This window comes from Parvibaculum sp. (genome assembly GCF_039973015.1).
Classification (GTDB): domain Bacteria; phylum Pseudomonadota; class Alphaproteobacteria; order Parvibaculales; family Parvibaculaceae; genus Parvibaculum.
The window spans coordinates 127,930-140,335 of sequence record NZ_JBDWLT010000003.1; the positions used below are offsets into that span (position 1 = coordinate 127,930).

The following is a 12,406-nucleotide window of genomic DNA, read 5'->3' on the forward strand; positions in this document are numbered from 1 at the left end:
CGCGCCGGTTCTCCGGACGGATATCGTCAGGCTCTGCCTGACCGCTGACCCGGATGGAGATGAGGGTGCATATCCGGCGTTTCACGCATGACTATTCACGTCGCTTGTTTTTGAGGCGTCTCGCATCCGGTGTTGTGGGCCTTGGCGTCACCGCTCCGCTTTGGCAGACGCTTGCCGCACACGGCGACGCGACGAAAGCCTATCCCGATGAGCTTCTATCGATCGAGGCCTATACGAAGGGCCGCATATCGACAGGTGGTCGTATCGATGCGGGCAATGTCGATCTCGTTAAGGAGCTTCTCGACCCGATCCGTTACCGCCAAATCAAGGATATGGGGCGTGTACTTGAGGTTGTCGCACCGACGGGCGACATCATGTCCCTGAGCCCTTGGGAGTACATCGAAGCAACGCTTCGCAACAAGGGCAAGGCGCGTTTCGACAAGACGGGGAATGTCGTCACACTCGATGGCGATCCGTGGATTGGCGGAAACCCATTTCCCGATCCCAAGACCGCACTTGAGATATTCGCGGCACTCACATTGAGTTGGGGGCGGCATGACGTTTCCGTCTATGCGACAAAGGAATACGACTTGGGCCCCGAGGGCAGGGTCGACTACACCTATGAGTCCGTCTGGGCGGAGCTTGCGCCTGTTGCGCGTATTGTCGTTGAACCAAGGCCCTATTGGCCTGAGTTCAAGGACAAGTTGCGTTTCCAGTCTGTCGCCTTCACCTATCCAAACGAGGAGAAGGGCACCTCCTTCCTCAATATCTGGCCTTATGACCAGAATGAATTTCCTGACCTTTACGGTTACCTGCCTGCCTTCAAACGTATCCGCCGCTTTCCAACCAACCAGCGCTTCGAGCCGCTGATTGCGGGCTCGACTATGTATCTTTCGGATGCTTGGGCGGCGGGCGATCCGCTACTCACCTGGGGCAACTATCGCCTCGTGCATCAGGGACCGGCGCTGGCTGCCTTGTCCGATGGATGGGAGGCCAGCCACCCGAACTGGGAGCACAAAACGCATGGCGGCCCAAACGGGGTGAGCTTCTGGGATACGAAAGTGCAGCTCGTTCCCGAAGCGCTGGTTGTGGAGGCGGAGCCCGTGAAGTTCCCGCGCGCACCCGTCGGCAAGAAGTACGTCTGGTTCGATGCGCGCACCATGCTGCCCTTCGTTATGGTCTCCTTCGACCGAAAGGGACAGGTATTCCGTTCTTTCGATGGAGCCTTCTCGCTCTACAAGAAGGGCGGGGATGCCGTCATGGACGGGGCTCATCCCTATTGGTCATGGACCCACGTCCATGCGCACAATATCCAGACAAACCGCATCACGCGGCTTGAGCAGGTACAACGTGTCACCGGTGGTCATACGATGATGGTGAACGATCAATCGGCATTCGACCGCTATCTGACGACGAATGCCTTGCGTCGCCTTGGAACATGATGCGTTATTCGGCTGGTTCCACGCGGAGGATGGAACCGTCCTCACCATCCGTTACAAGATAGAGGTAGCCGTCCGGCCCCGTCGTAACGTTCCTGATCCGCTTGCCGAGTTCACCGAACAATTCCTCCTGTCCCACGACCTCTCCACCCTCCATATCCACACGCCGCACCAGCTTTGCGGCCAGTGCACCGACGAAGAGGTCGCCGTCCCACTCGGGGAAGGCGCTACCGTGATAGATGGTGAAGCCACAGGGTGCGATGGAAGGCGTCCAGTGGAGCAAAGGCTGTTCCATCCCGTCATACTCCGTGAAGGGTGAAATCCGCGCGCCGGAGTAGTCGATGCCCCATGTAATTACGGGCCAGCCGTAATTCTTGCCGGCTTCGATGATGTTGATTTCGTCGCCGCCCTGCGGCCCGTGTTCGTGTTCATAGACGCGGCCAGACGTTTCATCATAGAGAAGACCCTGCGGATTCCGGTGGCCGTAGCTCCAGATTTCGGGCCGCGCCCCTTCCTTGTCCACGAACGGGTTGTCGGCGGGAATGCTCCCGTCGCGGTTGATACGCACGATCTTGCCGAGACTGTTTTCGAGACGCTGCGCATCTTCGCGATAATCGAATCCGTCGCCCACCGCGATGAGCAGGGTGTCATCGGGCAGAAAGGTCATCACGCCGCCATAATGGACCGGCGTGTCCTTTGTGGGCGTTGCATCGAAGATTACTTCAAGGTCGGAGAGTGTTTTGCCGTCGAAACGGGCGCGGGCGACGCGGGTGCCGTTCGCGTCCGGCGTACCATGCGCATATGAGAGATAGACATAGCCATTGTCCGCGAAAGCGGGGTCCAGCTTGACTTCGAAGAGGCCACCCTGACTTTCGAAATACACTTCGGGTGCACCGGCGACGGGCTCGGACATAGCGCCGTCGTGAAGAACGCGAATTTCACCTGGCAGCAATACGACAAGAATGGATCCGTCCGGCATGAAGGTCAGATTCCATGGGTGGTCGAGTCCCTCCGCTACCGGCGTAATCCGATAGGCTTTATCTGTCGAGGACGTTTCCTGCGCGCCTGCAAATCCTGTGAGTAGAAGCAGCAATGCCGCTCCGGCCAGTACTCTCTTGGCGAATGCCCGCTTCATCATCGGCTGTTTCCCGTCCCAACTGCTGATATTCTGTGCAATCATATAGCGAATTGGCGTTTGAAGAAATGAGGGTGGCGGATGCGTATTGCGAGGATGGGGGCCGGCTTTGTCCTGGCCGTGATCGTGACGACCGTATTGGGCGCGATTGCCCACACGCAATTCGTTCTCGCGGAGCTGACCGGTCTTGGCATCGAAATTCCGGTTTCGGACCGTCTTTCCACCACCGTGCAGGACATTGCGGGCATGGGCCCGATGTTCGGCATGATCATCGCCATAGCCTTCCTGATTGCGATGTCGGCGGCAGCTCTGGTCTACAGGTTGGCAGGTACGCAGCGCTATCTGGTCTATGGCGTGGCGGGCGCCGTTGCACTTGGCGTTGCGCTTGTTGCTATGAGGATCGTGTTGGACATCACGCCGATCGCAGGAGCGCGCACCATGATGGGTTTCATCGTTCAGATGATCGCAGGCGCGGTCGGCGGCCTCACCTTCGCACGAGTGACGCGCTAGCGAATGCCTCCCTCTTTGGCAGGACATGCCTCACCGGGCGCCATTTCGCCTGCGGTATGGTCACTGCGTCCACGAGATCGGGAAAGGTCAGGGGAGAAAGCGTTTTCCTGCACCAGGGCAGTGTCTTCAGTTGCCTTGTCGCGTTAATCCGTGCCAGCCTTGATGATATTGCTGTGTTTCCTGCCCAAAGGCTGGATCCTTCTGGCCTGAAGTCTTGTACGAGTGTCAAAGAGGCAACTTGCCAAGAGCAGCCAGAGCATATGTCCGGTACGTAGAGGCGGTGAACAGAGCCGTCGGCCGGGTCGTCATGTTACTGATCTTTGTGATGATCGGTATCCTGCTCTACGCCTCGATCTCCCGCACCGTCTTCGATGTACCGATTTCCTGGGTCATGGAAATGGGCCAGTTCCTGCTGGCCGCCTACTATCTGCTGGGCGGCGGCTACTCCATGCAGATCAACTCGCATGTGAGAATGGATCTCCTTTACGGCCGCCTGTCGCCGCGAAAGATGGCTTTCACGGATACGATCACATCCTTTTGCCTCATCTTCTATCTGGTCGTGCTGCTCATGGGCGGCGTCTCAAGTACGCGATATGCCATCACTTACAACCAGGTCAATTACACCGCTTGGGCGCCATTGCTCTGGCCCATCAAGACAATCATGACCGTTGGTATCGCGTTGATGCTTCTCCAGGCGGTCGCCTTCTTCTTCAAGGATCTGGCTCGCGCTCGTGGCGAGGAGATCGAATGAGCTACGAACTCATCACACTGCTGATGTTTTCATCGCTCATGGTGGTGCTGCTGACGGGCCAGCGCGTCTTTGGCGCTATCGGCTTTGTCGCGGCCGCGGCCTCGCTTCTTCTGTGGGGTGACGGTGCCTCCGAAATGCCCTTCAACGCCAGCTTTCAGGTGCTGAACTGGTACCCGTTGCTCACGCTGCCGCTCTTCATCTATATGGGCTACATGCTCTCCGAGTCGGGTATCGCGAGCGATCTCTACCGCATGTTCCACGTCTGGATGGGGCCGCTGAGGGGGGGACTTGCCATTGGTACAATCGGGCTCATGGTCGTCATTTCAGCCATGAACGGTCTCAGTGTTGCGGGGATGGCGATCGGCGCGAGCGTTGCCCTGCCGGAGCTTTTGCGGCGCGGCTATGACAAGGTCATGGTCACCGGCGTTATTCAGGCCGGTAGCTCGCTTGGCATCCTGATCCCGCCAAGCGTGGTCCTGGTGCTTTACGCGATGATTGCGCGTCAGCCTGTTCTACAGCTTTGGCTCGCCGGTATTCTCCCCGGCCTTCTCATGGCGTGCCTCTTCGGTCTGTACATCTATATCCGATGCAGGATGCGCCCGGAACTCGGCCCTGCATTGCCGGTGGAAGAGCTGGAGAAAATCACCTGGGGCGAAAAGTTCATCCTGCTGAAAGCAGGCATCGCGCCAATTCTGATCTTCGTGTCCATGATGGGGCTTTTCTTTACCGGCGTTACAAGCCTCGTTGAAAGCTCCGCCGTCGGCGCGACGGCCGCAACGCTGACCGCCTTGTGGAAACGTCGCCTGACATTCCGCGTGATGGACGACACCATGCGTCAGACCCTGAGCATCACCTGCATGTTCATGTGGATCATTCTGGCCGCCCTCTGTTTCGGTGCGGTCTATGATGGGCTGGGCGCGAAGAATGCGATCAAGGTTCTTTTGCTCGACACATGGGAACTCGGGCCATGGGAAATCCTCATCATGATGATGCTGTCCTTCGTGGTCCTCGGCATGTTTCTCGATGACACGGCCATGCTCGTCATCGTGGCGCCGCTCTATATTCCGCTTGTCAGGAGCCTGGGTTTCGACCCGATCTGGTTCGGCGTTCTCTATGTGATCACCTGTCAGGTGGCCTATATCACGCCGCCCTTCGGCTATAATCTGTTCCTTATGCGCGCCATGGCGCCACCGGAGATAACCCTTGTGGATATCTATCGCTCAATCGTACCGTTTGTCATGATTATGCTCGTCACGATCGCAATCGTGATGGCATTTCCGCAGCTCGCCCTTTGGCTGCCCGATATGTATTCCGGGCGATAGGAGGTTTTTCAGAAAAGTTCAGGCGTTCGAGGCAGTAGCGGATTTCTTCGTGTGAGTGGGCCGGGTCTGGCTTCTGGGGCTGGATACGACCCGAAACCATCCAGAGAAGAAGGAGCCTTTTATATGACTGACGATCCCAAGAACATGAACAAGCGCGACTTCCTGAAGAAGGCAGGCGTTGGCGTGGCAGCCGTAGGTGCTTCCACAATCGCCGCGCCCAATATCGTTCGCGCCCAGTCGCCGATCAAATGGCGTCTGCAGACCTATGCAGGTCCGGCGCTCGCTGAACATGTGATCAAGCCCTCCATTGATGCTTTCAACAATGCAGCCAATGGTGAGATGACGATCGAGCTCTATACCTCCGACCAGCTCGTGCCGCAGGGTGAACTTTTCCGCGCTGTACAGAATGGCACCATCGACGCCGCGCAGAGCGACGATGACTCCATGGCGGCACCCGTCGATGTGTCGGTGTTCGGCGCTTATTTCCCCTTCGCATCGCGCTACAGCCTGGATGTGCCGGTATTGTGGGAGTGGTACGGTCTTCGCGAAATCTGGGAAGAAGCTTATGCCGAAGTGCCGGGGGTTACCTGGCTCAGCACCGGTTCCTGGGACCCGTGCAACTTCGTGACGACGAAACCGATCCGCAAGCTCGAAGATTTGAAGGGGCTTCGCGTTTTCACCTTTCCGACAGGCGGCAAATTTCTGGAACGTTTTGGTGTCGTGCCAGTCACGCTTCCCTGGGAAGACATCGAAGTAGCCATCCAGACGAACGAGCTCGACGGCGTTGCGTGGTGCGGCGCGACCGAGACCTATACGGTCGGCTGGGCGGATATCAACAAGTACTATCTCACCAACAACATCTCGGGCGCGTGGGCCGGTTCCTATATCGCCAATACGGAGAAGTGGGAGGCTTTGCCCGAGCATCTCAAGACGCTGTTCAAGCTCTCGATGGACAGCTCACACTACTACCGCCAGCATTGGTATTGGTGGGGTGAAGCTCATTACCGCACAACGGGCGGCAAGCTCGAACTGACCACCATTCCCGAAGCGGAGTGGCAGACGGTAGAAGATGAAGCACTTAAATTCTGGGATGAAGTGGCGCAGAAAAGCGAGCGCAACGCGCGCGTGGTCAAAATCCTCAAAAATTACGCCGATACGATGCGCAAGGCTGGCGCGCCCTATCGCTATGGCTGAGCGTAACTTTTTCTGAGGTGCTTGTCGGGCTCCGCCATATGGCGGGGCCCGGTTCGTTTCAAATGAAAGAGCAGGCGGGAACCGGCGCTGTCTGGGGACGTTCTTCTCTCAAATCACGCAATGCGTGAGGCGAGGATCCGATGAGAAAGGCGGCACGGTTTGGGTCAGTGTTTGCAGGCTTGTTATTGGCCCTCCTGACCGCTTGCGACGATTATCCCAAAGATCCCCACGGAACGCTTGCCCGCGCACAAGGCGGTACCATCGAGGCCGGTATTGTTGAAAATGCGCCTTGGGCTGTACGAGACAATGGTGAAGCGCGAGGTATTGAAGTTCAGCTCGTCGAACAATTCGCCTCATCTCTAGGCGGGAAGGTTGAATGGTCGGAGATGTCCGGGCCTGTCGCTATGCGGGCCTTGAAGACCCGCAAGCTGGACCTCGTGGTGGGCGGATTTCTTCAGACAGACTCATGGCGTTCCGAGGTCGGTTTTACCCGCGCTTATATTCCCGGTACGAAGCATGTCATGGCAGTACCGAAGGGCGAAAACGCTTGGCTCATTGCCCTGGAAACATTTCTGAGGAAACACGAGAGTGAAATTCTCGATCTCACGGCAGAGGCGCGCCAGTGAGAACTCGCGAAGCATATGTTTGGCCGAAAGACAAAGCGAAACTCCGCCGTCGCGCCATACATCTCGAATGGGCGACCCTCGCAGCCATGAGTACCGTCATTGCGGTTCTCTATCTGGTTCTGGGTAACGCTCAGGCGACGCGCACCGCTTGGATCGAGGATGTGTTGGGTCTCCTTCCTGCCATCGCCTATCTCGTCGCCGCATCCATCGAGCGCCGGGGCCCCACGGAGCGTTTCCCTCTTGGCCTTTATCGTGCGGTGTCCATTGCCTATCTCGTCGGCGCGACCGCGACGCTTCTTGTTGGTGTTTATCTGCTGGCCGAGAACGGTATAAAGCTTCTGGAGCGAGAGCATCCGACAATAGGCCTGATGTCGGTGGCAGGACATGATGTTTGGGGCGGCTGGCTGATGATGTCCGCACTTCTTTACAGCATTGTTCCACCCGTCATTCTTGGTCATCTCAAGATGCCGATAGCCCGCGAGATCCATGACAAGCCACTTATGGCGGATGCCGCCATGCAGAAGGCGGACTGGATGACGGGGGTTGGCGCCATTGTCGGGATAGCCGGGGTGGGGCTTGGCTTCTGGTGGGCGGATGCGACTGCTGCGCTTCTCATTTCTCTCGATATTATTCGCGATGGTGTGCGTCACGTCTGGCGCGCCATGGGTGATCTTGCCGATCGTATCCCGCACACCGTCGATCGAGATAAGCTGCATCCCGCAATAGGGGCGGCAACCAAGGCCGCAATGTCGGTTTATGGAGTGAGGTCGGCAGAGGTGAAGCTTCGTGAGGAAGGACACCTTCTCACCGGCTCGGTATATGCGGAACTCGCTGACGAGGAAGAGGTGATCGGTCGTCTCGACAAGGTGCGCGATGCGGTCGAAGCGAGTGACTGGCGACTCTACGATATTGTCGTAACGCCGGTTCACCGCGGAAAGCTTTGAGAGCGTCTCTCCTCCATTGACGCCGGGGCGGCGGGGGGGTGACCCGGTCGCGGCAAGCAGTCTTTGACTGATAGTAAGGCTGCATTATTATCTCTATCAACACGAAATGGGCAAAGCCCGAGCAGCCGCACATCAGAAAGCGGCACGTATTAGGGGGATGAGATGGCTGATAAGGCAGAACTTGGGTTCGATCCGGCTGCACTCAAGGCGAAGTACCGTGCGGAGCGCGACAAGCGTTTGAGGCAGGATGCGAATGAGCAATATGTCGAGATCAAGGGCCAGTTTGCCCACTATCTTGAAGACCCATATGTCGAACCGGGTTTTGCGCGTGAGCCGCTGAGCGACGAAGTGGATGTCGTGGTGGTGGGCGGCGGCTTTGGCGGGTTGCTTGCGGGCGCGCGTTTGCGCGAGGCGGGGGTCGAAAATGTCCGCATGATCGAGAAGGGTGGTGATTTCGGCGGTACTTGGTACTGGAACCGATATCCCGGCGCTGCCTGCGATATCGAATCCTACATCTATCTGCCTCTCCTTGAAGAGATCGGATACATGCCGGTCGAAAAATATTCCAAGGCGGCTGAAATCCTCGCGCACAGTCAGGCGATCGGGCGTCACTTCGATCTTTATCGCGATGCGCTTTTCCAGACCGAGGTCAAGGAGATGCGGTGGGATGATGAAATCGCCCGCTGGGTCGTTCACACGAACCGCGGCGACGCCATTCGCGCACGCTTCGTTGTAACGGCGAGCGGCCCGCTTCATCGTCCGAAGTTGCCTGGCATTCCGGGAGTCGAAGGTTTCAAGCGGCACTCCTTCCATACGAGCCGCTGGGATTACGACTACACAGGCGGTGACTGCAATGGCGGCCTCGAAAAGTTGAAAGACAAGCGCGTCGGGATTATCGGCACAGGCGCGACGGCCGTGCAATGCGTGCCGCATCTCGGAGCCCACGCGAAGGAGCTCTATGTTTTCCAGCGCACCCCGTCCTCGATTGACGTCCGCGACAACAGGCCGACCGACCCCGGCTGGGCGCAGAGCCTGACGCCGGGCTGGCAGCAGAACCGGATGGACAATTTCAATACGCTTGTCTCCGGCGGCTTTCAGGAGGAAGACCTCGTCAATGACGGCTGGACCGATATCATCGGTAATCTTCTCGTCATGGCGCGCAAGGGTGCCGCGGGCCGCTCACCCGCCGAGATGGCGGAGGTGGTCCAACTCGCCGACTTCCAGAAAATGGAATCGATCCGCAAAAGGGTCGAGGATGTCGTGAAAGACAGCTCGACGGCGGAAGCGTTGAAGCCCTGGTATAATCAGTTCTGCAAGCGCCCTTGCTTCCACGACGAATATCTCGCCACCTTCAACCGTCCGAATGTCCATCTCGTCGATACACAGGGCAGGGGCGTCGAGCGCATCACCGAAAATGCCGTGGTTGCGAATGGCGAGGCATTCGAAATCGATTGCCTCATCTATGCGACGGGCTTCGAGGTTGGCACCGGCTACACGCGGCGCGCCGGTTTTGAAATCTATGGCCGGGGGGGAGTGACGCTCACCGAAAAATGGAAAGATGGTGTTTCCTCGCTGCACGGCATGCATACGCGCGGGTTTTCAAACTGTTTCATCGTCAGCAATGCACAGGCAGGTTTTACCGCCAACTATCCGCACATGCTGAACGAGCAATCGAAACACTTGTCCTACATCGTGAAGGAATGCATCGACCGTCAGGCCCGTGTGGTCGAAACGACGCCGGAAGCCGAGGCGGAATGGCTCGACACGGTGCTCAAAGCCGCTGTCTTCAACAAGCGCTTCCTTGAGGAATGTACGCCCGGTTACTACAACAATGAGGGTCAGCCATCCGAAGCCGCCATTCGTAATGGTCCCTTTGGCGGCGGCTCTATCGCCTTCATCAAGATACTTGAAGACTGGCGCGGAGAGGGTGGCCTGCCGGGCCTGGAACTGCATTGAGTTCAGAGTGTTGACGAAAGCAAGGGCGGCGACTAGGTTTCGCCCGCGCAACCAAGACGAGCAGCACCTCGAATCGCCCGGAAACGGTCGTAAACCGAGGTTCTGGGCGGCGTTTTGGGGGATCGTCTAACGGTAGGACAGCGGACTCTGACTCCGCCAGTCTAGGTTCGAATCCTAGTCCCCCAGCCACTTTCCTGTATGACAGCAGCGACAAGCCCGTCTTTACCGCGCGGCTCAGGCTGCTACACTCCACACAACTGAAAAATACAGGGAATCCGGTCGATAGCGCGGTCCGCTTGTGGCGGTGTCCTGCGCTTCCCGGGTCTGAACAAAGTGCACCATGAAGGTGACGACGGCATGAACGGTCCTGGCGGGGCCCATGCCGCTATCGAAGGCCTGCCACAGGTCTCCTCCGCCGCGAACCACAGCACTGCTTCCCCAAAGGAAGCGGATGACGAAGGATCACGCGGTTTCCCGGACGGCGGGTCGAGAGACAAAAGCGCAGCCTCGCTCGGGCCCGGAAAGTCGCGCCGCCGCGGTCGGCGGGGAAGAGGCCGCCGCAAGGAAGGCGCGCACAAGGACGCTGCCGCCCCCGATAAATCGGTAGAGCAGCCTCGTCCCAAATCGGCACCCAGAAATTCCCGTCGGCCGGCCAAAGGTCATAGTGCCCAGGATCACCTCTATGCGGCGCTCGATCTTGGCACGAATAACTGCCGCCTTTTGATTGCGCGGCGTTCTCCCGAGGGGTTCAAGGTTGTCGATGCTTATTCCCGTATTGTCCGTTTGGGGGAAGGCTTGGCCCACACAGGCGCTCTGGGCGATGCCGCGATGGACCGCGCAATCGATGCCCTGCGCATCTGCGCTGAGAAGATGGCACGCAGAGGCGTCGCCCGGTCCCGGACGATAGCGACGGCGGCCTGCCGCACGGCGGAAAACGGCTCGGACTTCATCGAACGCGTGAAGCGGGAGACCAGTCTTTCGCTCGAAATCGTCTCGACAGAGGACGAGGCGCGACTCGCCGTTGCCGGGTGTTCGCCTCTTCTCGACAAGAACTGCACCTCGGCGCTCGTTTTCGACATTGGCGGCGGATCGACCGAACTTATCTGGGTCCGTATGGATGGCCGTGCCGGTGGGGGCCCCGCCATAGCGGACTGGATATCGCTGCCCTGCGGTGTCGTCACGCTTGCGGAACGCCACGGTGGCGTAGAGGTGCCGGAAGACGTATATGCCCGCATGGTGGGTGAGGTCAGCAGTCAGCTCGCCCCCTTTCTCGAGCGCATGAAGCCGGATGTGAGCGGCATTGCACCCGCTGATTTTCATCTGCTCGGCACCTCCGGCACAGTGACAACCATTGCAGGTGTTCATCTCGGCCTTGCGCGTTATGACCGCACACGGGTGGACGGCATCTGGATATCGCCGGAGGAGGTGCGAAATGTTACGCAGTCTCTTCTCGAGATGGATTATGAAAGCCGCGCGGCTCATCCCTGCGTCGGACAGGAGCGTGCGGATCTCGTGTTGGCGGGCTGCGCCATTTTCGAGGCGATAGCGCGGGCCTGGCCGGCCGACCGGTTGCGTGTCGCGGATCGGGGGCTTCGCGAGGGTATTCTGCTCTCGCTGATGGAAGCGGATGTCCGCAAGAGAAAGCGACGCCGCAGAAAGCGCCGAAGAAAGCCAGGTCCGGCAGGTGATAATGGAACGGTGTGAAGATGGCCGGTGAGAAGAAGGGCGGCGGGGCCGGAGACGGCGGTGCCCGTGCGTTGAAGGTGCGCGTAAAGACGGCGCGCAGACGCTCGAATTCGTCCACTCGCTGGCTGCAACGCCAGTTGAACGACCCCTATGTTCATGCCGCTAGGCGCGATGGGTATCGCTCCCGCGCGGCCTATAAACTCGCCGAGATCGACGACAAGTATCGCCTGTTGAAACCCGGTGCCCGCGTGGTCGATCTGGGTTGTGCACCCGGCGGCTGGTGTCAGGTTGCGGTCGCACGCGTGAAGGCGCTCGGTCAGGGCGAAAACAAGGGCGAGGGCAGGGTGATCGGTCTCGATTATCTTGAGACCGAGTCGGTGCCCGGCGCCACTATTCTCCAGCTTAACTTTCTGGATGAAGGAGCCGACGACACGGTGAAGGCGCTTCTTGCCGGCGAAGCGGACCTCGTGCTCTCCGATATGGCGGCCCCCACCACAGGCCACAAGCAGACGGACCATCTGCGCATCATGCATCTTTGCGAGGTCGCCGCGCATTTTGCCGTGGAGGTTCTCGCGCCAGGAGGAACCTTTCTTGCCAAGGTGTTACGGGGCGGAACGGAGAGCGAGCTTCTGACGCTCCTCAAGCAGCACTTCAAGACAGTTCGCCATGTGAAACCCAAGGCGAGCCGGGCCGACTCGGCGGAGATGTATGTGTTGGCTCAAGGCTTTAAGGGGCGTTCTGAAAGCAGTGCCGAAGACGCTGTGTGAATATTTCGCAGCTGCGGCATACGGCTCTTTGCATTCCCGCATATAGGTGTTAAAAGCCAGCGCCAACACACGATAA

General features: G+C 58.6%; 11 protein-coding genes and 1 tRNA gene. 11 read left to right on the forward strand and 1 reads right to left on the reverse strand.

Going from position 1 to position 12,406, the window contains the following annotated elements; all coding sequences use genetic code 11:
- Window positions 1–59 precede the first annotated feature (59 nt).
- Complete coding sequence (locus ABJO61_RS02425; RefSeq protein ID WP_348324642.1) at window positions 60–1,442, forward strand: DUF1329 domain-containing protein; 1,383 nt, start codon at window positions 60–62, stop codon at window positions 1,440–1,442.
- Window positions 1,443–1,446: 4 nt separating this feature from the next.
- On the opposite strand, the gene ABJO61_RS02430 is transcribed toward ABJO61_RS02425, so the two are convergent.
- On the reverse strand, window positions 1,447–2,577 hold the full coding sequence (locus ABJO61_RS02430; RefSeq protein ID WP_348324644.1) for a PQQ-dependent sugar dehydrogenase: 1,131 nt from the start codon (window positions 2,575–2,577) through the stop codon (window positions 1,447–1,449).
- 78 nt (window positions 2,578–2,655) lie between these two features.
- Between ABJO61_RS02430 and ABJO61_RS02435 the strand changes: the two genes are divergently transcribed.
- The 10 genes from ABJO61_RS02435 (at window position 2,656) to ABJO61_RS02480 (ending at window position 12,330) form a co-directional block, all read left to right on the forward strand.
- The gene (locus ABJO61_RS02435) at window positions 2,656–3,084 is read left to right on the forward strand and encodes a hypothetical protein (RefSeq protein ID WP_348324646.1); all 429 of its coding nucleotides are present in this window, start codon (window positions 2,656–2,658) and stop codon (window positions 3,082–3,084) included.
- A gap of 238 nt (window positions 3,085–3,322) precedes the next feature.
- A complete protein-coding gene (locus ABJO61_RS02440; protein WP_348324648.1) occupies window positions 3,323–3,835 on the forward strand; it encodes a TRAP transporter small permease subunit in 513 nt (170 codons plus the stop codon).
- Window positions 3,832–5,157, forward strand: coding sequence for a TRAP transporter large permease subunit (locus ABJO61_RS02445; protein ID WP_348324650.1), 1,326 nt, complete (start codon window positions 3,832–3,834; stop codon window positions 5,155–5,157). Before ABJO61_RS02440 ends, ABJO61_RS02445 begins: the two co-directional genes overlap by 4 nt.
- Before the next feature lie 123 nt (window positions 5,158–5,280).
- A complete protein-coding gene (locus tag ABJO61_RS02450; RefSeq protein WP_348324652.1) occupies window positions 5,281–6,351 on the forward strand; it encodes a TRAP transporter substrate-binding protein in 1,071 nt (356 codons plus the stop codon).
- 140 nt (window positions 6,352–6,491) lie between these two features.
- Window positions 6,492–6,977, forward strand: coding sequence for a transporter substrate-binding domain-containing protein (locus ABJO61_RS02455; RefSeq protein ID WP_348324654.1), 486 nt, complete (start codon window positions 6,492–6,494; stop codon window positions 6,975–6,977).
- An 86-nt stretch (window positions 6,978–7,063) separates the two neighbouring features.
- Complete coding sequence (locus ABJO61_RS02460; protein ID WP_348324656.1) at window positions 7,064–7,921, forward strand: cation transporter; 858 nt, start codon at window positions 7,064–7,066, stop codon at window positions 7,919–7,921.
- A 162-nt stretch (window positions 7,922–8,083) separates the two neighbouring features.
- A complete protein-coding gene (locus ABJO61_RS02465; RefSeq protein ID WP_348324658.1) occupies window positions 8,084–9,877 on the forward strand; it encodes an NAD(P)/FAD-dependent oxidoreductase in 1,794 nt (597 codons plus the stop codon).
- A gap of 115 nt (window positions 9,878–9,992) precedes the next feature.
- A tRNA-Gln gene (locus ABJO61_RS02470) sits at window positions 9,993–10,066 on the forward strand.
- A 168-nt stretch (window positions 10,067–10,234) separates the two neighbouring features.
- Complete coding sequence (locus tag ABJO61_RS02475; protein WP_348324660.1) at window positions 10,235–11,581, forward strand: Ppx/GppA phosphatase family protein; 1,347 nt, start codon at window positions 10,235–10,237, stop codon at window positions 11,579–11,581.
- A gap of 2 nt (window positions 11,582–11,583) precedes the next feature.
- On the forward strand, window positions 11,584–12,330 hold the full coding sequence (locus tag ABJO61_RS02480; RefSeq protein ID WP_348324662.1) for an RlmE family RNA methyltransferase: 747 nt from the start codon (window positions 11,584–11,586) through the stop codon (window positions 12,328–12,330).
- The last annotated feature ends 76 nt before the right edge of the window (window positions 12,331–12,406 follow it).

Bases quoted from the DNA above. Each gene is read 5' to 3' on its own strand.
- ABJO61_RS02460 (WP_348324656.1), top strand. From the start codon at position 7,064: ATGAGTACCGTCATTGCGGTTCTCTATCTGGTTCTGGGTAACGCTCAG.
- ABJO61_RS02445 (WP_348324650.1), top strand. From the start codon at position 3,832: ATGAGCTACGAACTCATCACACTGCTGATGTTTTCATCGCTCATGGTG.
- ABJO61_RS02430 (WP_348324644.1), bottom strand. From the start codon at position 2,577: ATGATGAAGCGGGCATTCGCCAAGAGAGTACTGGCCGGAGCGGCATTG.
- ABJO61_RS02465 (WP_348324658.1), top strand. From the start codon at position 8,084: ATGGCTGATAAGGCAGAACTTGGGTTCGATCCGGCTGCACTCAAGGCG.
- ABJO61_RS02480 (WP_348324662.1), top strand. From the start codon at position 11,584: ATGGCCGGTGAGAAGAAGGGCGGCGGGGCCGGAGACGGCGGTGCCCGT.
- ABJO61_RS02425 (WP_348324642.1), top strand. From the start codon at position 60: ATGAGGGTGCATATCCGGCGTTTCACGCATGACTATTCACGTCGCTTG.
- ABJO61_RS02475 (WP_348324660.1), top strand. From the start codon at position 10,235: ATGAACGGTCCTGGCGGGGCCCATGCCGCTATCGAAGGCCTGCCACAG.
- ABJO61_RS02435 (WP_348324646.1), top strand. From the start codon at position 2,656: ATGCGTATTGCGAGGATGGGGGCCGGCTTTGTCCTGGCCGTGATCGTG.
- ABJO61_RS02450 (WP_348324652.1), top strand. From the start codon at position 5,281: ATGACTGACGATCCCAAGAACATGAACAAGCGCGACTTCCTGAAGAAG.
- ABJO61_RS02455 (WP_348324654.1), top strand. From the start codon at position 6,492: ATGAGAAAGGCGGCACGGTTTGGGTCAGTGTTTGCAGGCTTGTTATTG.